At 59.8% G+C, this 19325-nt stretch carries 28 protein-coding genes and 3 tRNA genes; 28 read left to right on the top strand and 3 right to left on the bottom strand.

Features of this window, described 5'->3' with window-relative positions; genetic code table 11:
• The first annotated feature begins 6 nt into the window (after positions 1 to 6).
• Together V5F77_RS05290 and V5F77_RS05285 are read left to right on the top strand one after the other, a co-directional pair.
• A complete protein-coding gene (locus tag V5F77_RS05290; protein WP_429004282.1) occupies positions 7 to 843 on the top strand; it encodes a methyltransferase in 837 nt (278 codons plus the stop codon).
• A gap of 76 nt (positions 844 to 919) precedes the next feature.
• Positions 920 to 1678: a DNA cytosine methyltransferase gene (locus V5F77_RS05285; RefSeq protein WP_429004281.1), complete on the top strand. Its 759-nt coding sequence runs from the start codon at positions 920 to 922 to the stop codon at positions 1676 to 1678.
• A gap of 198 nt (positions 1679 to 1876) precedes the next feature.
• Here V5F77_RS05285 and V5F77_RS05280 read toward each other — a convergent pair whose 3' ends face one another.
• On the bottom strand, positions 1877 to 2101 hold the full coding sequence (locus tag V5F77_RS05280; RefSeq protein ID WP_429004280.1) for a hypothetical protein: 225 nt from the start codon (positions 2099 to 2101) through the stop codon (positions 1877 to 1879).
• A gap of 80 nt (positions 2102 to 2181) precedes the next feature.
• Between V5F77_RS05280 and V5F77_RS05275 the strand changes: the two genes are divergently transcribed.
• The 12 genes from V5F77_RS05275 (at position 2182) to V5F77_RS05220 (ending at position 8361) form a co-directional block, all read left to right on the top strand.
• Complete coding sequence (locus V5F77_RS05275) at positions 2182 to 2406, top strand: hypothetical protein (protein WP_429004279.1); 225 nt, start codon at positions 2182 to 2184, stop codon at positions 2404 to 2406.
• The gene (locus tag V5F77_RS05270; RefSeq protein ID WP_429004278.1) at positions 2403 to 3824 is read left to right on the top strand and encodes a replicative DNA helicase; all 1422 of its coding nucleotides are present in this window, start codon (positions 2403 to 2405) and stop codon (positions 3822 to 3824) included. Before V5F77_RS05275 ends, V5F77_RS05270 begins: the two co-directional genes overlap by 4 nt.
• Positions 3825 to 3830: 6 nt before the next feature.
• Positions 3831 to 4811, top strand: coding sequence for a hypothetical protein (locus V5F77_RS05265; protein WP_429004277.1), 981 nt, complete (start codon positions 3831 to 3833; stop codon positions 4809 to 4811).
• Positions 4811 to 5290 (top strand): single-stranded DNA-binding protein, encoded by a 480-nt coding sequence (ssb, locus tag V5F77_RS05260; protein WP_429004276.1) that lies wholly within the window; start codon positions 4811 to 4813, stop codon positions 5288 to 5290. The genes V5F77_RS05265 and ssb overlap by 1 nt, the downstream gene beginning before the upstream one ends.
• 335 nt (positions 5291 to 5625) lie before the next feature.
• Entirely contained in the window at positions 5626 to 6012 is a 387-nt protein-coding gene (locus V5F77_RS05255; RefSeq protein WP_429004275.1) for an A1S_2505 family phage non-structural protein, read from the top strand.
• A 218-nt stretch (positions 6013 to 6230) separates the two neighbouring features.
• Positions 6231 to 6368, top strand: coding sequence for a hypothetical protein (locus V5F77_RS05250; RefSeq protein ID WP_429004274.1), 138 nt, complete (start codon positions 6231 to 6233; stop codon positions 6366 to 6368).
• 1 nt (position 6369) lies between these two features.
• The gene (locus tag V5F77_RS05245) at positions 6370 to 6540 is read left to right on the top strand and encodes a hypothetical protein (protein ID WP_429004273.1); all 171 of its coding nucleotides are present in this window, start codon (positions 6370 to 6372) and stop codon (positions 6538 to 6540) included.
• A gap of 3 nt (positions 6541 to 6543) precedes the next feature.
• Positions 6544 to 7125 carry a hypothetical protein gene (locus tag V5F77_RS05240; protein WP_429004272.1) on the top strand — a complete coding sequence of 194 codons (582 nt, stop codon included), beginning with the start codon at positions 6544 to 6546 and terminating at the stop codon, positions 7123 to 7125.
• A gap of 164 nt (positions 7126 to 7289) precedes the next feature.
• Positions 7290 to 7365 (top strand) — tRNA-Thr (locus V5F77_RS05235).
• A 145-nt stretch (positions 7366 to 7510) separates the two neighbouring features.
• A tRNA-Gly gene (locus V5F77_RS05230) sits at positions 7511 to 7582 on the top strand.
• Positions 7583 to 7594: 12 nt separating this feature from the next.
• Positions 7595 to 7674 (top strand) — tRNA-Leu (locus V5F77_RS05225).
• 189 nt (positions 7675 to 7863) lie between these two features.
• The gene (locus tag V5F77_RS05220) at positions 7864 to 8361 is read left to right on the top strand and encodes an HNH endonuclease (RefSeq protein WP_429004271.1); all 498 of its coding nucleotides are present in this window, start codon (positions 7864 to 7866) and stop codon (positions 8359 to 8361) included.
• A gap of 45 nt (positions 8362 to 8406) precedes the next feature.
• Here V5F77_RS05220 and V5F77_RS05215 read toward each other — a convergent pair whose 3' ends face one another.
• Positions 8407 to 8601 carry a hypothetical protein gene (locus V5F77_RS05215; protein ID WP_429004270.1) on the bottom strand — a complete coding sequence of 65 codons (195 nt, stop codon included), beginning with the start codon at positions 8599 to 8601 and terminating at the stop codon, positions 8407 to 8409.
• On the bottom strand, positions 8598 to 9038 hold the full coding sequence (locus tag V5F77_RS05210) for a hypothetical protein (RefSeq protein WP_429004269.1): 441 nt from the start codon (positions 9036 to 9038) through the stop codon (positions 8598 to 8600). The genes V5F77_RS05215 and V5F77_RS05210 overlap by 4 nt, the downstream gene beginning before the upstream one ends.
• A 220-nt stretch (positions 9039 to 9258) precedes the next feature.
• Between V5F77_RS05210 and V5F77_RS05205 the strand changes: the two genes are divergently transcribed.
• The 14 genes from V5F77_RS05205 (at position 9259) to V5F77_RS05140 (ending at position 19316) form a co-directional block, all read left to right on the top strand.
• The gene (locus tag V5F77_RS05205; RefSeq protein WP_429004268.1) at positions 9259 to 9681 is read left to right on the top strand and encodes a hypothetical protein; all 423 of its coding nucleotides are present in this window, start codon (positions 9259 to 9261) and stop codon (positions 9679 to 9681) included.
• A gap of 107 nt (positions 9682 to 9788) precedes the next feature.
• Positions 9789 to 9989 carry a hypothetical protein gene (locus V5F77_RS05200; RefSeq protein WP_429004267.1) on the top strand — a complete coding sequence of 67 codons (201 nt, stop codon included), beginning with the start codon at positions 9789 to 9791 and terminating at the stop codon, positions 9987 to 9989.
• A 182-nt stretch (positions 9990 to 10171) separates the two neighbouring features.
• Positions 10172 to 10351: a hypothetical protein gene (locus V5F77_RS05195; protein WP_429004266.1), complete on the top strand. Its 180-nt coding sequence runs from the start codon at positions 10172 to 10174 to the stop codon at positions 10349 to 10351.
• On the top strand, positions 10351 to 10833 hold the full coding sequence (locus V5F77_RS05190; protein WP_429004265.1) for a hypothetical protein: 483 nt from the start codon (positions 10351 to 10353) through the stop codon (positions 10831 to 10833). Before V5F77_RS05195 ends, V5F77_RS05190 begins: the two co-directional genes overlap by 1 nt.
• Positions 10830 to 11408 carry a terminase small subunit gene (locus V5F77_RS05185; RefSeq protein ID WP_429004264.1) on the top strand — a complete coding sequence of 193 codons (579 nt, stop codon included), beginning with the start codon at positions 10830 to 10832 and terminating at the stop codon, positions 11406 to 11408. Before V5F77_RS05190 ends, V5F77_RS05185 begins: the two co-directional genes overlap by 4 nt.
• Positions 11409 to 11487: 79 nt before the next feature.
• Positions 11488 to 12759, top strand: coding sequence for a terminase large subunit domain-containing protein (locus V5F77_RS05180; protein ID WP_429004263.1), 1272 nt, complete (start codon positions 11488 to 11490; stop codon positions 12757 to 12759).
• A complete protein-coding gene (locus tag V5F77_RS05175; protein ID WP_429004262.1) occupies positions 12760 to 14316 on the top strand; it encodes a DUF4055 domain-containing protein in 1557 nt (518 codons plus the stop codon).
• 100 nt (positions 14317 to 14416) lie between these two features.
• Positions 14417 to 15208, top strand: coding sequence for a DUF6651 domain-containing protein (locus V5F77_RS05170; RefSeq protein ID WP_429004261.1), 792 nt, complete (start codon positions 14417 to 14419; stop codon positions 15206 to 15208).
• Positions 15209 to 15310: 102 nt separating this feature from the next.
• Positions 15311 to 16474: a hypothetical protein gene (locus V5F77_RS05165; RefSeq protein ID WP_429004260.1), complete on the top strand. Its 1164-nt coding sequence runs from the start codon at positions 15311 to 15313 to the stop codon at positions 16472 to 16474.
• 56 nt (positions 16475 to 16530) lie between these two features.
• Entirely contained in the window at positions 16531 to 16854 is a 324-nt protein-coding gene (locus V5F77_RS05160) for a hypothetical protein (protein WP_429004259.1), read from the top strand.
• A 2-nt stretch (positions 16855 to 16856) separates the two neighbouring features.
• On the top strand, positions 16857 to 17372 hold the full coding sequence (locus V5F77_RS05155) for a DnaT-like ssDNA-binding protein (protein ID WP_429004258.1): 516 nt from the start codon (positions 16857 to 16859) through the stop codon (positions 17370 to 17372).
• Positions 17372 to 17746 carry a hypothetical protein gene (locus V5F77_RS05150; protein ID WP_429004257.1) on the top strand — a complete coding sequence of 125 codons (375 nt, stop codon included), beginning with the start codon at positions 17372 to 17374 and terminating at the stop codon, positions 17744 to 17746. The genes V5F77_RS05155 and V5F77_RS05150 overlap by 1 nt, the downstream gene beginning before the upstream one ends.
• 2 nt (positions 17747 to 17748) lie before the next feature.
• A complete protein-coding gene (locus V5F77_RS05145) occupies positions 17749 to 18774 on the top strand; it encodes a phage minor head protein (protein ID WP_429004256.1) in 1026 nt (341 codons plus the stop codon).
• On the top strand, positions 18774 to 19316 hold the full coding sequence (locus V5F77_RS05140) for an HK97 gp10 family phage protein (protein WP_429004255.1): 543 nt from the start codon (positions 18774 to 18776) through the stop codon (positions 19314 to 19316). The genes V5F77_RS05145 and V5F77_RS05140 overlap by 1 nt, the downstream gene beginning before the upstream one ends.
• The last annotated feature ends 9 nt before the right edge of the window (positions 19317 to 19325 follow it).

The following is a 19325-nucleotide window of genomic DNA, read 5'->3' as shown; positions in this document are numbered from 1 at the left end:
CCCTGAATGAGCAAGCTTACCAAAGCCAAAGCAAAGGCCCACCAGCAAGCCTGCGAAATCCTGAAGAAGGACGTCCTAACCAACGACGAGAAGTGGTTTGTGCTAGAGAATTGGCAGGAAAGCGCGACGCACATTAACACGGTGGCTGGCGCGTTCTTCACGCCGCCTGACTTGGCGCGGTCTTTCTGCATAGAGGTTGACGGCCGGCTGATCATTGACCTCTGCGCAGGCATCGGCACCTTGTCGTTCCTCTACATGGAGAAGTGCTGCTTTGGCCCGAAGCCGAAGATCACATGCGTCGAGATCAACCCGGACTATATCGCGGTCGGGCGGAAGATCCTTCCCGAGGCGACGTGGGTTCAAGCCTCTGTCTTCGACCTGCCGGACCTGGAGCATTTCGATTGCGCCATTTCGAACCCGCCCTTCGGCAACATCAAGAGGGGTGGCCTGGACGCCCCGCGGTTTACTGGCAGGCAGTTCGAATACCACGTCATCGACATCGCATCCGACCTGGCAGACTACGGCGTATTCATCATCCCGCAGATGTCTGCGCCGTTCCGATATAGCGGGGAGGCCACCTATCGAGTGGCGAAAGACGCCGGCTATCTGGCCTTTGAGCAGAAGACCGGGATCGAACTAGGCGCCAACTGCGGGATCGACTGTTCTTGCAGCCAGGACGAATGGCACGGCGTCGCACCGAAGGTTGAGGTCGTCACTGTTGACTTTCAGGAGGTGCGCTTACGCCGGGCGCCAAAAGATGATTTGAGGCCTGAGGCGCAAACTACCCAAGACACCGAATGTTCGGAATGGCAGGGCGATCTATTTCAAGAGGCAGCGGAATAGTCATGCGCACACCCATAGGAGGAGAGGTCACCACTGTTCTGACCATCCACAAGGCAGAGCAAGTCCGGGAGGCGGCATGAATGCCCGCGACTGGAGGGTGTGGACAGGCTCTTGCCCTTGTCAACCGTTCAGCGTCAGCGGGAAGCGAAGGGGCTTTGCCGACGAACGACACCTATGGCCAATATTCCGAGGCCTTATCGAGGTCGGACGCCCTCCAGTCCTGTTTGGAGAGCAGGTTGCGCGAGCGCCTGAGTGGCTCAACCTCGTGCGAGGTGATCTGGTCGAAATGGGATACGCCGTGGGGGCAATCCCGATGGAGGCCGCGAGCGCGGACGCGGACCATTTCCGGGATCGGTATTGGTTTGTGGCCGACCGTGACACTGGACAGCGTGAGCATGCGATCAAATCGCTATGCGCAGGGAGGGGTGCCGCTGTCTACGATGGTTATGGCGACATGGCGCACATGCCAGGCGAGCGAGGGCGAGAAGGGCAACCGGACCCGCGCGACAGCGCCGGGCCTCCATCAAACGTGGCTGACCGAACAAGTGGTGGAAATCGCGCTTTGGTCAACCGTCCGGGCCTCGGATGGGGAGAAGGGTGGACCGAACCAGAGTTTCGGAGCCGGGGGTTCACCGCTGCCGTCGCAAGTATCGACGGTTGCCAATACCTCGAATGCCCCGATGGAAAATGGCGCCGGCTCCCTTCACCCGGAGTTCGCTGGCTGGGAACTCGGATACCCGCCCGAGTGGATAAACTGCGCGCCATCGGAAACGCGATCGACCATCGTCCGGCTGCGCAGTTCATTGGCGCCTATCTCGATACAAGAGGCCGCTGAATGAATAACGCGCGGCTCAACGTTCTTTCGGGTTCCGCTCCAGAACCCCTAAAACCCACTCCACCCATGCTGGGATATCCCGGTCCCCAGCCTTCCACCGCCGTACAGTGCGGGGGTCTACGCAAACCCTTTTTGCGAGAGGAGTTTGCCAATCCGCGCCATAAAGTACGGACGCGCGGCGCTCAAGTTCGGCTTGTTTCACAGGGTCTCCACCACGACAGAGATAACGCGAACCGTTGCGCCAGTCTCCCGGCTGATCAGGTCGCGCCCAATCTTACGACGCTCGCCGATAGCGAAGGTTTCTGCCGAGCCGATGCTTCGCGTCTCGAAGGTCTTGATCTGCCCATCTGCGTAGGTCGTGACCACAGCGTGGGTCTTCGGCATTGCAAGAGCGGCGGAAATGAGTGGGTGGGCGGATGTCATGGCGCTTGTTCCTGCGTTTCTCCCATTGTTATAGGTCCATTGGACCTATGCGTCAATCTTATAAATCACCGGGAGGCCGCATGAGCGCAGATATCATCTCCCTGGAAGCGCAACGGGAAGCGGTCATCTCAGATCGCTGGGATGTTTATGTGGCGGCAGTAAAGCGCGCCCAACAAACGCTGCGTCTTGCAGACGGTATCGCGGCCGGGGCTGCCCACCGAGCGTTTATGGATGTGTTCTTGAGCACCGACCAGCGGGCGGCCCTGCATAATGCGGATATCCTCATGATCGGCCGGCACAAATGATCGGAGTAGATTCAAAACTTCCGCACAATATCGAGGCAGAGCAGGCCCTAATTGGGGCCGCGCTCATCAACTCCGATGCCGTTGATGTTGTTGAAGGCAGGGTTGCCCCAGAAGACTTTTTCGAGCCGGTGCACGGTCATATTTGGGGCACCTTCCTCGAGGCCCGACGTATGGGCAGATCGATCGACATGACGTTGACGATCGGCGCGCTCAAATCCGTTGCCTCGCAAGAGTTGTTCGATGGGATGACCGTTGGGCAATATGTAGCGCGTCTCGCGTCTGAATCAATTACAGTGGTAGGGTGTCGAGACTATGCCTCGCATATCCGCGAATTGGCTGATTTCAGACGAATGGCTGAAGTCGGTGACACGCTGCGCGCGACAGCTCTGTCCCAGTCTGCGCGCTCTCCTGCAGAAGCCGCTCGAGCGAGCATAGAAGTTCTTGATGGGATTGTTTCGGCTAATCTGGATCAATCCGTAAAGCCTATGTCTATCGGCGCTGCGGCGGCCGGCGCATATCGCCAGATGTTGGAGACCAAAGAAAGCGGGCGAGCCATTGCTGGTGTCGCATATGGACTGTCCGAGCTAGATGACGCTACGCTCGGAATGTCTTACGGGGAAATGGTTCTCCTTGGCGCTAGGCCAAGCGTGGGGAAGACGGCGACAGGTTTTTCCATCGCCTGCAAGGCAGCGAAGAGCGGTCACGGGGTGGCGTTCTTTTCGCTCGAGATGGGCGCCCAATCTCTCACTCAACGAGCCTTGTCCGATTTAACCTACGGAAACGGTCCTCCGATTACCTATCGATCGATCCGCGCTGGTCAAGTGGACGACAAAGAGGTGGCCAGGCTCGAGCGCGCGGCGCTTGAAGTTATCCCATGGCCAATCGAAATACAGCAGGAAATGGGTTTGACTGTTGGGCAGATTACGTCCCGTACCAGAAAGCTGAAAGAGAGATGGGAGCGGGAAGGAAAGCCGCGTCTCGAGTTAGTGGTGATCGACCACGTCCACCTCGTGCGCGCTTCGGAGCGGTACTCCGGAAATAGGACGGCAGAGGTAACGGAAATCAGCGGAGCGTTAAAAGCACTGGCGAAAGAAATGAATGTCTGTGTTTTGGTGTTGTGCCAATTGAACCGCGGCAATGAGAACCGGGACGATAAGCGTCCCCAGCTGTCAGACCTGCGGGATTCCGGCGCCCTCGAGCAGGACGCCGACGTAGTGCTCTTCCTCCACCGAGAATCCTATTACCTCGAGCGGCAGAAAGGGAAGACCGCAGAGGACGAGGCAGAGCGTCAGGCGGCTTTGTACGCCAACGAAAACATCATGGAAATCGCCATCGCTAAACAACGCCAGGGGCCGATCAAGATCGTGTCCGTGTTCTGCGACATCGGTTGCAATGCAATCCGCAACTTGGGGAGATAGCAGGCAATGAGCAACCGCTGGTATCGAGCATACGCGGGGACCGTTAAGGACGACAAGCTCGCTGAGGCGTCTGTTATTGCGGGCTGCTCGCGATCCATTGCTATCGCCGTTTGGCATTCGATCTTGGAATCTGCGGCAGAAACCGAAGATGGAGGAAGGTTCGAAACGACGCCACGCCGTGTGGCGGCAGCGCTTTCAGAGCCAGTGGATGCGATCAAATCTGTTTTCGACGCGATGAGTGAAATCAGCATGATCGAAGATGGAGCGGTAAGCGCGTGGAAGCGCCGGCAATATGAGGGTGATACCTCTACCGAGCGCTCGAGGCGGTTGCGCGAACGTCGTCGCAACGTCCCAACAACGGATAGAGACGTTAATGAAACGGAACGCAACGTTGCAGGGACGTTGCAGGGACGTTGTGCAACGCCCCCAGAGTCAGAGACAGATACAGAGACAGAAGAAGATGCTCACGCATCTTCTGTGGGCGCGGGTGATGCGGTGGCCTCGCCTGTCTCTGGTCAGACGCAAGACCCGGCCAACGAGCCGCCATCGCCGGCCGCCACTCTGGCAACCAAAATCACCAGCCTCTACCGACGGCTCAGTAACGACCCGAGCCGGCTCACGCTGGACACGCACACGGTGCACGTCTGGGCATCGCAGGGGTTCGACATGCGGATCTGCGAAGCCGTGGTGCTGGGGAAGCTCGAGCAGAAGTTGCGAGCAGGGAAAAGCGTTAGGTCGCTGAATTATTTCGATGAAGACATTCGCGAGGCGCACAAAAAGCGTGCGCCGGATATGGCTAAGCCGGCCCTTGTCGTTGTGAAAGACCCAACCACCGTTAAGCCGGCGGAATGGGAGCGGGCCATTCGGCGCTTCGGCGATACCGGAGATTGGCCTGATGCTGTGCTTGGCCCCCCGCCTGGGCACCCAAAGTGCGCGGCACCAAGTGAACTCACGTTCAAATTTCAGAAACAAGGGAGTGCCGCGTAATGGCTGGATCTGTGAATAAAGTAATTATTTTGGGGAATTTGGGCCGCGATCCAGAGGTCCGAAGCTTCCAAAACGGCGGAAGGGTTGCTAATCTAAGCGTCGCAACCAGTGAGTCTTGGAGAGACAAGCAGAGCGGAGAGCGGAAAGAGCGAACCGAGTGGCATCGTGTCTCGGTGCTCAACGAAAATCTTGTCGGCGTCTGCGAGAGGTTTCTGAAGAAGGGCACGACCGTCTACATCGAAGGCCAGTTGGAAACCCGCAAGTACGAGAAGGATGGGCGCGAGCAATACACCACGGAAGTCGTCCTGAGGCCGTACAGGGGCGAGCTGACCATTTTGAGCGGGGCGAGTTCATCGGAGCGTGAAACGGACGCTGGCGACGCTCCTAGCCGATCTGAGCGAGCGTCGGGTTCGGCTGGTTCGCGCCCGATCAGCGACGATATGGACGACGAAATTCCCTTTGCCCCGGAGATGCGCTGATGAGTGACGATGCCGCAAACCAAGCATTCAATCTGTGGTGCAGGGGCTCGGTAGAGTCGTTTCGCGATCGCCCCGAAATTACTGGTGGGGAGGGCTGAGAGATGAAATGTAAAATCTGCGGGTTCGATAATTATAACCGCCGATTAGAACCCGTGTCCCCGGCCATAGCCCGGCCTGGCACCGAAGATCTTGTCAAGCCAGTAGTGGATATGGACGTCTTCATCAGGTGGGCGTGCGAATCGTGTGGAAGGTATCATTTCAAAGACGGGAGCTTGTGGAAGAACCCGTTCGCCGACGACGGCCGGACCGCCCCTCACAAAGGGGAGGAGTGAGGGATGGGCGAACCGATTTTCGTTTTTGGCTCGAATCTAGCAGGGCGCCACGGCGCGGGCGCGGCATTATGGGCGTGGCATTACCGGGGCGCTATTTATGGGCAGGGCGAAGGCTTGCAGGGGCAGAGCTACGGTATCGCCACGAAAGACGTAGCGCTGAAAACCCGCAGCCTTTCGGCGGTAGATCATAGTGTGCGGGCTTTTCTTGACTTCGCCCGGAGTCGACCGGACTTAATGTTTCAGGTTACGCCCATCGGATGCGGGCTCGCCGGGTATCGACATGAAGATATCGCGCCGATGTTCCGCAACGCGCCAGAAAACTGCACGCTTCCGGATGAATTCAAGACAGTTCTTGCCGGACGCGCTGCTCTCAAGCAGGAGGGGCGCTAACACATGCTCTTCCGAGGCACCAAAGCCGAGCGTGACGCTCTGATCGCCGCCCTTGGATGCCGGGCATCCGTCCTGGGTCGTAGGATCGAGCGGATGGCAGACGACGGCAACGACAAATCAGCCCAGCGGCACACGGAAGAGCTAGCTCTGGTGCAGGAGATGCGAGCGGCGCTCAAGGGAGCGAGGCTAACGACAAGTGAAAGTGAGAGGGCGAGCCAATGACGATTGTTGACGGGCTGAAATTGGGCGCGGCCGCTGCGTTCGTGATGGCGTGCTCAATGCTGTTCGGGGCGAGCCTGGTGCGCGTCCCGGATCAGGCTGTGCAGCAGTGCTCCTCTGTTCTGGCGGGGTTGTGAGATGAATGATGGCGCCCGCTACTGGGTTTTTATCATCGTAGTTGTAGTCGTGATGAATAGTCTTGCGCTCGCCAGCATTAATCGGAGGATCGAACGCATAGACGCCCCGTCCTTCGTAGTTCACATGGAAGACGGGAAAGCCTACCGCGTCACCCCGCTGAACAAGGACTGACACATGGCCCGCGCAGCTCTGAAGCCAAAGCCTAAGCTCATCGATCGTGCGGCAGAGCGCGCCGCTTTGACGCCTGTCCCGACGCCAGAACGCCTATCCCATGCGGGGGGTGACGTTCGCATCGGCGCGGATGGCATCCGTCGAATGGAGGATGAGCCTCTTCTCCGTCTGGCAATCCGCCAATGCCTGGATCGCAGCGACAAAGACCGAAATACGATTCTGTATCAGGCGGGAGATCAGTATTATTCGCACTGGTACCTGTCCGGTCTAAATGGGCTCGGCGCAATCGACTATGGCGCGGGATCAAAGGGCGAGGGCCTAACCATGCCCCAAAGTGCAATGCCGAGCAGCGAGCGCACAGCATATCACAGGGGGCAGTTTCGTGGTGCGCGGGATTGCTTAGGCATGTATTTTTATCGCGTTCTTGATCCGATTATCCTTGACGGGCAAGATCCTGCGGAAGTCGGGTGCATGATCAGCGGGCACGCCAATCTGGACCGTGGCCGGGCCATTGCTGTGGATAGGTTGTCCGAGGGGCTGCATCGTCTCGCAATTTTTTTCGGGAAACTGCAAAAAGACCATTGACGCCGAGTACGCGACTGTGAGACAAAGTCAATATGAGCCAGATTCGCGCCCGCAGGCGCACATGAGGCAGGCCGGGTGATGGGTAGAGATGGCGTGGGGATCATCGCAAGGTGATTGGACCAGTACGCGCTCCCGGTGAAGAATTACCCCATCGTTTCAGTTTAGCCGTTGTAGCTCAGTGGTAGAGCGGCGATTTTGTAAATCGCGGGTCGCCGGTTCGAACCCTGGCCAATAGCTCCATAGTTGACTGGTCGCGGCGCGGCGACGTGTACGCTTGTGGTCGGATAGGCCAGCTTCCCGACCAAATAGGTGCCTGACTTCTGGATTGAGGCACCCCAGTCATTCACTTCGACGCCGCCGTGGGCTTGACTGCACGGACTAATAGGCGGGGGTCCTCAAGGCGAGGTAACAGCCTTCCAAGCTGTGAAGGTGGGTTCGATGCCCGCTCTCCGCTCCAAATTCTAGCGGCGCCAGTATGGCGGAACGGGATAGACGCGGCCGGTTAACCCCGGCTCCTTCGGGTTGCGGGTTCGAGCCCCGTTACCGGCCCGCTAGATACAGTTTCGAGAGGGCGGCGTGGAAGGACACGCTGAGGCAAAATGCGGAAATGGTCCTGCAAGTCGGCGTTTGTGGCAGAACCCCTGCGGATCACCCGTTGAGCCAATAAAGGGCGAGCGTTCACTGCCATAGCCCAGCGGGTATCAAGCCCCGCCTCTCTCGAAAGCAAAACCGCAGTGGATGGGTTGGACCGGTATGGACATTAAGCTTATCCGAATCCGCCTTGGATATGACCCGTACACTGGCCATTTTATACATCTATCTAGCACTGGCGGCGCTCTTGCTGGCGCCAAAGCAGGCAGAATCGGCGCTCTTGGGTATATGATACTGTCTGTTAAGGGCAGGGAATTGTATGCTCATAGAGTGGCGTGGGCATTATATTACGGGGAATGGCCTGAAGTTCAGGTGGATCATATTAATCGCGAGCGCGACGATAATCGTATTGTCAATTTGCGGTTGGCGACGAATTCGCAAAATCAAGCCAATACTGTCGCGCGGGTCAATTCTAAGTCAGGAATCCGTGGGGTCGTCTATCGACCTGATAAAAATCGATGGGTAGCGCAAATAACTTGCGACGGTCGTCAATATCAGATCGGATCGTTCCAGAGTGAAGCAGAGGCTGCTGCGGCCTATGCGCAACGGTCGCGCGCGCTGTTCGGGCAATTCTCTCGAGCCTAGCTTTCCCCATCCCGCAAGGCTCCGATAGGCGCTGCGGACCACCACTCACTTTGCAGGCCATGGCGGAAGTGCATTAGAGATCGCTCGCAGGGCAAGCCGCACAGTGGTGCTTTCCTCCGCCGGTACGCCGCTCTGGCGATATCTGACGATGGTATGAGTGGACTTGCCAAGGGCTTCCGAGATTTCCTTTCCTGACAGGCCGGAATGCTCCTGCCAGGCGCGGAATGCTTCGGGGGTCATTGTGCCACTCCATCAAACTGGGCTGTGATTGTAACTGATGTGACCTTGCCCCATGCAGGGGTGGTCAGAAGGGTTTTGGCCATATCAGCGGCAAATTCAGCGCTGGGCATTTCCATGCCAAGGCGACCGTGTTGATTGGTGTAGTCAACCGTGTAGTGCGTCGGTCGGTTGGTCGCGATACGCTCCGCAATATCTGCTTCGCGTTGCCTGCGCTCTATTTCGTTGCGTTCTTTTGCTGCGTCTTCTGCGACAATTTGCAATGCGGACTCTTCGTCCGACTCTTGAGACGGCTCGAAGAAATCAGCAAGGGAAGCCTCTTCTTCGCGGCGCGCCTTAATGCGCTCAAGCATCGACTGGGTGAGAACTGCGCGCTCAGCCACCATTTCTACAGTGAGGTGAGGGTTGCGCTCGGCGATGTTTTCGGGGGTCCATGTCATCTTACTCTCCCGTGTAGCGCCGCAGCGCCGCTGTCCTTGCGATTAATGTACACCATGCACATTAGACCTCAAGAATAAAATGTGCATCGTGATCATTTTTTGTACCAGAAAAAACCGAATTCGGAAGCGCACCGGGACGACTCACCTAGCCCGTTAGGGCGCGCGTCTACCCGACGCTAGCGAGCCGGGCCTTCCGAACCCCACAAACAAGGCGCGCATCATGACCGCATGGGGCCGCCGCATAGGCTTTACCGGCTCGCGCGAGGGCATGACCAAGGTTCAGGCGGATAAGGTCGCGCTGATCATTGCCCAGGCAGCGGAATGGCACCACGGTCAATGCATTGGCTCTGATGCGCAGACACATGCCATTGCTCGCGATCTAATGGTGCCGATCGTGATGCACCCTCCGACGTGTGCGGTGCTGATGGCTGATTGTCCAGGCGCCTACGCCACGCGAGACCCTCGCCCGTATCTGGATCGCAACCGCGACATCGTGGACGAGACGGACGAACTGGTCGCGGCGCCCCATGGTCCCGAGGTCAACAAGTCGGGCACATGGGCAACGATACGCTACGCCAAGGGGCGAGGGCGCAAGGTCACGACAATCTGGCCTGATGGGTCAGTGACGATAGACGGGATGTGAGGCATGAAGGCAGTTGCAATCATCCTGGTCGCGCTCGCCCTTGCCGGCTGCGCCTCGCCCCGCACTGACTGGGCAGGCATCTCAAAGGGTGTGGGGCAGATCACAAAATGAACGACGAGATCAGCCTGCTGCGGGCGGAAATCGAGGACCTCAAACGGCATGTGCTCGAACTGAAGGAAATGCTTCGGCCGCGCTCAATACCGGTTGAGCATTTCACGCTCACATCTGGCGACGGCGCTGTAACGATGCGCGGGTTCGATATTTCAGATAACCCGCCGAAGTGGGGAATGGAATGGAGATGCACATGAGCAAGCTATTCTGGTCTGCCATCATCCGCCTCGCCAATACGCTGCTTCGTGCCGCTGGCGCCCGCGAGCCCAGCCCGCGCTCCTAACACTATGAGCCACATAGCAAGGCACACCATCTGGTGGATAGCTCTTGTGGTGGCAATTGCTCTGTATCTGGACACAAGAGGCAAGCAGCAATGACCATGACACAGCGTCGTGCGGCAGCCGCGTCCATGCTAGCCGCAGCCCAGGCCGTGCTTGAGATGGATGACCAGCACTTCGCCGCGCACCTCATGGAGGAGGCCAGCGCCATCGCGCCCGAACTGTTCGCTCCTCTCGACGGGGACGAAGACGAGATGCTTGAAGGCGCAGCGGTGCACTGATGGCCGATAAGCCAAGAACAGACTGGGAGGCCATTGAGAGCTATTGGCGCGGCCTCTACCCCAAAACGGAAGCCGGGGCGGAGAGAATGGCGGTTGCCTTCCTGCCTAAGGAAAGCGTCTGGCGTGAAATGGGATGGCCTGACGTTCGGTCTATCCGCCGCCAAGTCAGCGTCGGGCGCGGGATCTGCGATATTGTGGTCACTCACGTCGATGGGTCGATCACGATAATCGAGGTGAAGAACGCCGGGCTCGGGGTGCGAGATTATTGCACTGGGATAGGCCAGCTTGCTTACCAGTCGATCATGGCGGCGTCCGACTTCCAAGCCTATCGAGTGCGAAAGGTTCTCGCGATGCCGGGGCAATTCCCTGTGGATGTGGCGTTGGCGTGCATCGCAGCGGATGTTGATATGTTCCCAATGCCGACGATCGACGAATGGGTTGCCATGCTGTGCGCTAGCGAAGCTGAGCGAGCCGCGGCATGAGCTTGACCGACAAGCAGGCTCGTTTCGTTGACGAGTACATGGTCGATCTGAACGCCACCCAAGCAGCCATCCGCGCCGGGTACAGCGCGAAGACCGCGGCAGATATCGGTCGCCAACTGCTACGGAAAACTCCGGTGGCCGTAGCGATTTCCGAGCACCAGCGAGCGATTTCCGAGCGAACCGGAGTGACGGCAGAGCGCGTCATTGAAGAACTAGCGAAAATCGGCTTCGCGAACATGATGGATTACATGCGGTCGAGCCCTCAAGGCGACCCATATCTGGACTTCTCAAACCTGACCCGTGAGCAGGCCGCGGCACTCGCGGAGGTGACGGTCGAGGACTTCAAGGATGGGCGGGGCGATGACGCCCGCGACGTCCGGCGTGTGAAATTCAAGCTGCATGACAAACGGGCCGCCCTGGTGGACCTCGGGAAGCACCTCGGCCTGTTCAAAGAGCGCATCGAACATACGGGCAAGGATGGCGGCCCGATTGAAGTGAGCCAATCTCGCGATGCCATCGAAGCCTCAATCGAAAGCAAGCTGGCTCGCATCTCGGCCTCTGGCGGAGCGGAATAGGTTCCTCAAGGGGTTGTCGCCTGAGGAGCTATCGTTCCTCGAATTGGATTGGGGTTTTTGGGGCCGGCCGGACCAGCAGTTGCCGAGCAAGATGCCCGATGGCACGGACTGGTTCGTATGGATGATCCTTGCGGGCCGCGGTTGGGGGAAGACCAGGACGGCAGTTGAGAATATCGCGCGCATGTTGCGCGGGCCAACGCCGATGAAGGCGCCGCTTGGTGCGCCGGCCGTGATGACCATCATTGCGGATTCGCCGTTTGATTTGCGGCAATACTCGATTGAGGGGCCATCCGGGTTTCTGAAGGTTGGCCCGCCGGAATATCGGCCGCTGCACGAGCCGTCCAAGAAGACTTTGACATGGCCGAATGGGTGTAAGGCGTTGCTGTTCTCGGCGGAAGACCCTGAGACGCTTCGCGGCGCATCGGGTTCGTTCTTCTGGTGGGACGAGCTGGCAAAGAGCCGATACGCACGCGCCGGCTGGGACAATATGCTGTTCGGTATGCGTGAGGGCAACCCGCGCGGCATTGTGACCACGACACCGAGGCCTTCGGCCTTGCTCAAGGAGCTTCTGGCGCGGCCATCCACACTGGTTACGCGCGGTTCTACCTGGGACAACAAGGAGAACCTGTCGCCGGTCTTCTATCGCGAGGTGATTGCCCCCTTGATGGGGACACGCCTAGGGCGGCAGGAGATCGAGGCAGAGATCCTTGACGATGTTCCTGGGGCGCTCTGGACGCGGGGGCTGATCGAGGAAAATCGCCTCCCAAGGTGGAGGAACGAAGACGAGCGGCAGCAGCTTATCTCAAGCTTGGTCCGCATCGTCGTCGCCATGGACCCCGCTGCGACATCCTCGGACAGCGCGGACGAAATGGGCATCATCGTCGCGGGCCTCAGGCCGGACGGGCACGGCGTTGTGCTGGCAGATTTGTCGGAGCGCCTGTCACCCGACAAGGCCGCCCGTAGAGCCATCCAAGCCTATGACGACTGGCAGGCCGATCGCGTAGTTGGTGAGGTGAACAACGGTGGTGAGTGGATTGGACAGACTATCCAATTGACCGCGAAGACCATGCGTCTAGAGGGGCTGAGGACGTCTCCTAGCGTTGCTTACCGCGCCGTTCACGCGAGCCGGGGGAAGCAGGCGCGGGCGGAACCGATCGCGGCTTTAGACGAGCAACATAAGATCCATCATGTGGGGTCATTCCCAAAATTGGAAGACCAGCTTTGCGAGTGGGAACCTCTATCCGGGGTTAGGTCTCCTGACCGTTTGGACGCCCGTGTATGGGCTTTCACTGACCTCATGGTTACAGCACCGCCGGCCGCACCGATCTTCGGAACCTATGGGCAAAGATAAATGACCGATAAGCCCGATCCGAGCGCGCCGTCCTCTGACTATTCCGCCATGGCACCCTATTGGGGAATGGTGTCCGCGATCCTAGGTGGCGCGCCGGCCATGCGTGCGGCATGTAAGAACTATCTGCCGCAATTTGAGAACGAAGGCGACAAGGACTATAAGATCCGCGTCGAGCACGCGCCGTTCACGAACATCTATGCCGATATCTCGCGCAACCTCGCGTCGAAGCCGTTCTCGAAAGAGACGGTTCTTGCAGAGGGTGCACCGGATATCATGGTCGGCACCATGGACGCGAGTAAGAAGCGCTCCGGCGGCCTGGTGGATAACATCGATGGGCAGAGCAACAGCCTGCACGTATTTGCATCCAAGTCGTTCAAGACCGGGATGGACAAGGGTCTGTCCTGGATCATGGTCGATTACACGCGGTCGCGCCCGAACGATGACGGGCGCCCCCTGACCAGGGCTGAGGAGGCAGCGCAGAAGCTTCGCCCATATTGGGTGCATGTGCCGCCGGAACAGGTGATCGCCGCCTACAGCGTGTTCGTGGGGGGTGTGGAAGTCCTAGCCCACGTCAGGCTCCTTGAGGTGTCCCGTGCAAGGGATGGGTTCAAGGAGGTGACGCGGCGCTGTGTTCGTGTTCTCGATCGCATCGTGACGGAGATCGGCCCGGATGACATGCCGGTCGCATTGGGGGGCGCCATCTGGACCCTGTGGGAAGAAATCGAGGATAAGCCGAGCGGCGCGAAGTCGTGGGTGGTCAAGGACGAGGGCGAATACACCATTGGGGAAATCCCCATGGTTCCGTTTATCCCCGGCGAGCGGCACGGGACATCGTTCGTGGTCGATCCGCCGTTGCGCGATGTTGCCTATATGCAGGTTGAGGAGTTCCAGCAGGAATCGAACCTCAAGGCGACGAAGACGCTCACGGCCTTCCCGATGCTTGCCGGCAATGGCGTGCCCGGTGTGGACGGTGAAAACAAAGCAATTGTCGTGCCTGTTGGCCCGCGATCTGTGCTCTTCGCACCTCCTGGTATGGATGGAAGCCACGGCGAGTGGAAGTTCATCGAGCCCTCGGCTTCGTCCCTGACCTTTCTGAAGGAAGACCTTGCCGCGCATCGGCAGGAAATGCGCGACCTCGGCATGCAGCCCCTCATGGCCGCGAACATGACCGTCATCACGGCGGCGAACGTGTCGAAGAAAGCCAGCTCGCAAGTGCAGGCTTGGGCGATCCTGTTCAAGGACACATTGGATCGCGCCCTCGCACTGACGTCCAAGTGGCTCAACATCCCGGATCAAACCGAGGCCGTCGTCTACACGGACTTCGCGGTGGAGACCGGCGAAGGCAAGGAACTCGACGCGCTCCTGAAGGCAGAATCTCAGGGGGTCATCTCCAAGCGCACGGTGGCCTTGGAGTTCAAGCGCCGCGGCATCCTCGCCGACGATCATGACCAGGACGAGGAAGACGAGCGGATTGCCCTGCAAAACGAGGGGCTAGAGCCGGAAGACGAGATCGACCCGGTTACGGGCGAGCCGTTCGCGCGCGCCGCAGCGGCATAGGTTTCCCCGCGTTCGAGCGGTTTTTAATGCCTGCGGCCGGACGGTCAATGGCGCAACGAGCCGGATGGCTCTTCCATAGGGCGGATGCCCAGAGGTCCAAATGCAACTGAAAATCGACGCCGATGGCCACGTGGTGGTCAGCGATGGGAAGCCTGTGTACGTGCACGCGGACGGCAAGGAGGTCGCGTTCGACGCTCCGACCACCATCGCCACGATCACCCGCCTCAATTCCGAGGCCAAGGGCCACCGCGAAGCCAAGGAAGCCGCTGAAACGAAGCTCAAGGCATTCGAGGGAATCGAAGACGGAGAGGCGGCCCGCAGGGCGCTCGAAACCGTCAAGAACCTCAAGGACGGAGATCTCGTGACGGCCGGAAAGGTCGAAGAGATCAAGGCCGCCGCTCGCAAGGCCGCAGAGGAGCAGGTCGCCGCCGCGGCGCGCACCAGTGCGGAACAGCAGAAGACGCTTGAATCCGAGCGCGACAAGCTCAGGCAAGACCTCTACGGCGAAAAGATCGGCGGCGCGTTCAGCCGATCCAAGTTCATTTCCGAAAAGATCGCCATTCCGACCGACCTTCTACAGGCGCAATTCGGCTCCCGCTTCAAGGTCGAAGACGGCAAGACTGTCGCCTACGATGCGGCTGGGAACAAGATCTATTCCCGCGCGAAGCCTGGCGAGATCGCCGACTTTGACGAGGCACTGGAAACCATCGTCGACAGCTATGCCCACCGGGACGCGATCCTGAAGGGCAGTGGCGCGAGTGGCGGCGGCCAGAAGCCCGGCACGGGCGGTTCGCCCGGCGCGAAGACGATCACCCGCGGGGAATTCACGAAGCTCTCCCCCGGCGAACAGATGTCCAAGATCACCAAAGACGGATTCACCGTCACCGACTGAAGGCTGACCCCTGGATGGGGGTAGGCGAGAGGGCCGGATGGCCCAAGCCCGGCGGGGCCATCCGCAACCATCACCATCCCCATCTTCTGAAAGGGTAGCCAAATGGCTAACACTCTGACCGGCCTCGTGTCGACCATCTATACCGCTCTCGACGTCGTATCTCGTGAACAGATCGGGTTCATCCCGAACGTCAACCGCGACGCGCGCGCCGAGTCTGGCGCCGTTGGGCAGACTGTGCGCTCGCCCATCGTTCCTGCGGCCACGCTCGAAGACATCACGCCCGGCGCCACGCCTGCGGACAGCGGCGATCAGACCATGGGCTATGCCGATGTGACGATCACCAAGTCGAAGGCCTATCCGATCCGTTGGACCGGCGAGGAACAGCTCTCCGTAAGCCAGTTCGGCCAGTACAATACGATCTTGGCCGACCAGTTCGCTCAGGGCTTTCGTACCATCGCCAATGCGGTGGAAACGGACCTCGCAGCCGTGGCTAAGACCCACGCCTCTCGCGCCTACGGAACCGCTGGGACCACGCCCTTTGCCACGGCAGGAGATCTGTCTGACCTCTCTGAGATCAACCGCATCCTCGACGACAACGGAGCCCCCGCCACGGGCCGCGTCATGATCCTCAATTCGGCCTCGCGCGCCAAGCTCGAAGGCAAGCACTCCGAACTGTTCAAGGTGAATGAATCGGGCGATGCCGGCGCCATGCTTCGCCAGCGCTTGATGCGCCAGCTTCAGGGCTTCACCATGGGCTACTCGGCAGGGCTCGTTCAGCACGTCAAGGGCGCGGCGTCCGGACAGCTCATCAACGGCGCCGAAGCTGTCGGACAGACGACCCTGACGCTCGACACCATCACGGTCAATACGACCGGGATCAAGGCCGGCGATATCGTCACGCACGCATCGGATTCGTCCAACATGTACGTGGTCAACACTGGGCTCGTGGCGACCTCCGGCGATATCGTGATCGGCAACCCCGGTCTTCTGATTGCTGCGGCCGACAACGATGCCCTAGCCATCGGCAACAGCTACACCCCGAACATCGGCTTCACCAGCAATGCGTTCGTGCTTGCCGCGCGCACCCCGGCGATGCCCGAGGGCGGTGACGATGCGGACGACGTTATGACCATTCAGGATCCCATTTCGGGGCTCGTGTTCCAGGTCGCGATGTACCGGCAGTATCGCCGCGTGAAGATCGAGATTGGTCTCGCGTGGGGTGTCGCCGGAGTGAAGTCAGAGCACGCTGCCATCCTGCTCGGCTGATCTTTGCAGCGGGGCCGCTTCGGTGGCCCCGTCACAAAGCTTATTCGGAGATCACTATGGAACCCGCAAAGACCATCAGCGTCGTTTGTCCGGAGAATGTCCGCGCCGGCTACAAGAACATCCCGGCGATTGACTTCGACCCCGCCATTCACACGCTGTTCGACGTGGTGGGGAAGCCTGTCGACCCGTCCACTTCCGGCCGCGACGCGCCCGCTGTTCCAATTCCCGCCGATTGGCAGTCGCTTCACTGGAAGCAGCGCGTGGCGCTTGCCGAGAAGCTGACCGGCGACCTCGCTCTTGCGCTGGCAGGTGGCCAGAAGCCGGTCGGTGCGGCAGACGCCGTGATCGCTGCCGAGGTCGCGCGCCGGGCTGAGGGCTGATCATGACACTTGTGGTGGAGACGGGCGCAGGGCTGGCGAACGCCGACGCCTATGTGTCTGTGGCCGGCTTCGACGCCTATTTCGCGGCGCGCTATCCCCTTGATGCACAATTCGTGATCGAGGACCGAGAGAAGGCCGTTCGGCGCGCCACCATGTGGGTTGATGCGCGGTATCGCAGCCGGTTTCCGGGAGAACGTCTGCAAGGCCGTCTACAGGCTCTTGAATGGCCCCGATCTGGCGCCTGTGACAATGCGGGATGGGCCGTGGCTCATGATGCCGTCCCGAGCGAGATCATCGCGGCCACATGCGAGGCGGCGCAACGGGAATTGGTGGAGCCGGGAATCCTTGCTCCCGATCTGGAGCGCGGTGGAGCGATCAAGCGCATCCAGGCCGGTTCGGTGGAGATCGAATACGGCGCGAACTCCATTGCGGGCACGCTTTTCACGATCATCGACAACGTGCTGGGCTCACTCCTTGTGGCTCAATCGCCCTATTCCGGGCGGACTGTGAGGGGCTGATGGCATCCCCTCTGCTTGGCCTCTCCAAAACCATCGGCAAGGCGTTTTCTGGCGTGTTCTTCGACGCTGTTCTTGCGCGCGATGTCGCATCGGCCGGCGCGAATGGCTGGACGCCTGGAACAATCACTACCACAGAATATGCCTGCAAGGGCCTCAATGACGCCTGGAGCAGCTACCAGCGGGCGGGCGGGCTTGTGGCGGGCGCAGATCGCAAGATCCTCATTCTGGCGTCCACGCTCTCTGTGGCTCCGCAGGAAGGCGACCGCATCACGATCCAGGGCGCGACGTTGACGCTGGTTTCTGACGGCGGTTCTCAGCCGGCTGTCACGACCGATCCAGCGACGGCGGTTTGGATGTGCAGGGGGCGCGTGTAGTAATGGCGTCCAATCGCTCGATTGACCAATTGATTGAGGACTGGACGCCTCAATTGCGCCGCGCCTTTCTCGACGCGGTTTATGCCATGCGGGACCGCGTGCAGGTCGAATTGCTCGTGACCATGCTGGAGCGCGGGGACGTAGACGGTGCCATTCGGGCCGTGAACCTCGATCCGGTTTCGCTTCGTGGATTCGATCGCATCCTTGCGGACGCTTACGAGGCAGGCGGGAAGTCGACCGCCTCCGGAATTCCGGCGCTGCGCGAGCCCAGCGGTCATATCCTCAAGGTGGGGTTCAACGTCTATGCGCCATCCGCCGTCGAATGGATCAGGGCGTACGGCGCCGATCTTATCAGGGAGATCGAGGGCGACACGGAGGCGATGATCCGGAACCGCTTGGCATCCGGTCTGGCGGCGGGCGAAAACCCGCGGAATGTGGCCCTGGACATTGCCGGGCGGAAGAACGGTGCAACCGGGAAGCGCGAGGGTGGGATCATTGGCTTGGCGTCCTCGCAAGAACAATGGGTGCGGTCCTTCGAGTCCCGGCTGAAATCTGGCGATCCCGCTGCGCTAGCCGAGGCTATGCAGATGAAACTGCGCGACAAGCGCTTTGACCGGTCGATCGAGAAGGCAATCCGCGAAGGCCGACCCTTGCCGGCCGGGATGATCGCTAAGATGACCGCTGCCTATAAGAGCCGCGCGCTCCGCTATAGAGCGGAGACGATCAGCAGAACGGAAGCCCTCACTGCGCTGCATCAGTCGCAGGAAGAGGGCTGGCGCCAGGCAATCAGCGCCGGGCAGGTCAAGGAAAGCCTCATAAGCAAGACCTGGCACGACTCGCGCGACGTCCGCGTCCGCGACACGCACCATGTAATGAACGGCCAGAAGGTTCCGTTTAGCACGCCCTTCGCGAGCCCATCCGGCGCCCGCCTGCGCTATCCAGGAGACCCGCAGGCCCCAGCACGCGAGCGGATCAAGTGTCGCTGCTGGTGCGAATACCGGGTCGATTATCTCGCCGAGGTGATGTGATGCCGCAGCAGTCGTTCAGTGCTCAAGTCGCGGCTTTTCAAGAGCAGGCCGAAAAGAAGATGAGAGCCGTTTTCCGAGAATCGGCGCAGGACGTGGTCGCGGATATGCAGACAACCGGGTGGTCAGTCGCATCGACAGCGGCGGCTATCGCCGAGGGGCTTGGAGGGAAGGGCAGGGGGAAAAATTATAAGCCCATTCAAGGGCCTGTTTTATCCGCTGGTGAGGGTGGGAATATGCCGGTGGATACTGGATTTCTGCGCTCGTCATTGCAAATCAGCATAGATGGAGAATTTCCATCGGCGACAAGAGAAAACCCTGAGCGTGTCACGCATAACTATAACCCGGAACCAGTAAATTTGCTGATCAACGGTGCCGAGATCGGGCAGACGATTAACGCCGGCTATACGGCGAAATATGCTCCACATGTTGAATACGGGGCAAGAGGACGGGCGCCCCGTCGTTTCGTTGGCCTCGCCGCCCAGCGGTGGCAGGAAATCGTCAACCGGGTGGTGGCTCGTCTGAACGGCTCTTCCGTTCCATAGCAGCCACAA

It is taken from the genome of Roseixanthobacter psychrophilus (genome assembly GCF_043195195.1).
Lineage (GTDB): Bacteria > Pseudomonadota > Alphaproteobacteria > Rhizobiales > Xanthobacteraceae > NCEH01.
The sequence above is the reverse complement of the archived record's forward strand: the minus strand, read 5'-3'. Positions and strand labels throughout refer to the sequence as shown.

Excerpts from the sequence above, each read along its gene's own strand:
- V5F77_RS05140 (WP_429004255.1), top strand. The coding sequence starts at position 18,774 with ATGCCGCAGCAGTCGTTCAGTGCTCAAGTCGCGGCTTTTCAAGAGCAG.
- V5F77_RS05250 (WP_429004274.1), top strand. The coding sequence starts at position 6,231 with ATGACGATTGTTGACGGGCTGAAATTGGGCGCGGCCGCTGCGTTCGTG.
- V5F77_RS05275 (WP_429004279.1), top strand. The coding sequence starts at position 2,182 with ATGAGCGCAGATATCATCTCCCTGGAAGCGCAACGGGAAGCGGTCATC.
- V5F77_RS05165 (WP_429004260.1), top strand. The coding sequence starts at position 15,311 with ATGGCTAACACTCTGACCGGCCTCGTGTCGACCATCTATACCGCTCTC.
- V5F77_RS05290 (WP_429004282.1), top strand. The coding sequence starts at position 7 with ATGAGCAAGCTTACCAAAGCCAAAGCAAAGGCCCACCAGCAAGCCTGC.
- V5F77_RS05160 (WP_429004259.1), top strand. The coding sequence starts at position 16,531 with ATGGAACCCGCAAAGACCATCAGCGTCGTTTGTCCGGAGAATGTCCGC.
- V5F77_RS05240 (WP_429004272.1), top strand. The coding sequence starts at position 6,544 with ATGGCCCGCGCAGCTCTGAAGCCAAAGCCTAAGCTCATCGATCGTGCG.
- V5F77_RS05265 (WP_429004277.1), top strand. The coding sequence starts at position 3,831 with ATGAGCAACCGCTGGTATCGAGCATACGCGGGGACCGTTAAGGACGAC.
- V5F77_RS05205 (WP_429004268.1), top strand. The coding sequence starts at position 9,259 with ATGACCGCATGGGGCCGCCGCATAGGCTTTACCGGCTCGCGCGAGGGC.
- V5F77_RS05245 (WP_429004273.1), top strand. The coding sequence starts at position 6,370 with ATGAATGATGGCGCCCGCTACTGGGTTTTTATCATCGTAGTTGTAGTC.
- V5F77_RS05255 (WP_429004275.1), top strand. The coding sequence starts at position 5,626 with ATGGGCGAACCGATTTTCGTTTTTGGCTCGAATCTAGCAGGGCGCCAC.
- ssb (WP_429004276.1), top strand. The coding sequence starts at position 4,811 with ATGGCTGGATCTGTGAATAAAGTAATTATTTTGGGGAATTTGGGCCGC.
- V5F77_RS05190 (WP_429004265.1), top strand. The coding sequence starts at position 10,351 with ATGGCCGATAAGCCAAGAACAGACTGGGAGGCCATTGAGAGCTATTGG.
- V5F77_RS05150 (WP_429004257.1), top strand. The coding sequence starts at position 17,372 with ATGGCATCCCCTCTGCTTGGCCTCTCCAAAACCATCGGCAAGGCGTTT.
- V5F77_RS05210 (WP_429004269.1), bottom strand. The coding sequence starts at position 9,038 with ATGACATGGACCCCCGAAAACATCGCCGAGCGCAACCCTCACCTCACT.
- V5F77_RS05155 (WP_429004258.1), top strand. The coding sequence starts at position 16,857 with ATGACACTTGTGGTGGAGACGGGCGCAGGGCTGGCGAACGCCGACGCC.
- V5F77_RS05215 (WP_429004270.1), bottom strand. The coding sequence starts at position 8,601 with ATGACCCCCGAAGCATTCCGCGCCTGGCAGGAGCATTCCGGCCTGTCA.
- V5F77_RS05280 (WP_429004280.1), bottom strand. The coding sequence starts at position 2,101 with ATGACATCCGCCCACCCACTCATTTCCGCCGCTCTTGCAATGCCGAAG.
- V5F77_RS05285 (WP_429004281.1), top strand. The coding sequence starts at position 920 with ATGAATGCCCGCGACTGGAGGGTGTGGACAGGCTCTTGCCCTTGTCAA.
- V5F77_RS05220 (WP_429004271.1), top strand. The coding sequence starts at position 7,864 with ATGGGTTGGACCGGTATGGACATTAAGCTTATCCGAATCCGCCTTGGA.
- V5F77_RS05200 (WP_429004267.1), top strand. The coding sequence starts at position 9,789 with ATGAACGACGAGATCAGCCTGCTGCGGGCGGAAATCGAGGACCTCAAA.
- V5F77_RS05145 (WP_429004256.1), top strand. The coding sequence starts at position 17,749 with ATGGCGTCCAATCGCTCGATTGACCAATTGATTGAGGACTGGACGCCT.
- V5F77_RS05170 (WP_429004261.1), top strand. The coding sequence starts at position 14,417 with ATGCAACTGAAAATCGACGCCGATGGCCACGTGGTGGTCAGCGATGGG.
- V5F77_RS05185 (WP_429004264.1), top strand. The coding sequence starts at position 10,830 with ATGAGCTTGACCGACAAGCAGGCTCGTTTCGTTGACGAGTACATGGTC.
- V5F77_RS05175 (WP_429004262.1), top strand. The coding sequence starts at position 12,760 with ATGACCGATAAGCCCGATCCGAGCGCGCCGTCCTCTGACTATTCCGCC.
- V5F77_RS05195 (WP_429004266.1), top strand. The coding sequence starts at position 10,172 with ATGACACAGCGTCGTGCGGCAGCCGCGTCCATGCTAGCCGCAGCCCAG.
- V5F77_RS05270 (WP_429004278.1), top strand. The coding sequence starts at position 2,403 with ATGATCGGAGTAGATTCAAAACTTCCGCACAATATCGAGGCAGAGCAG.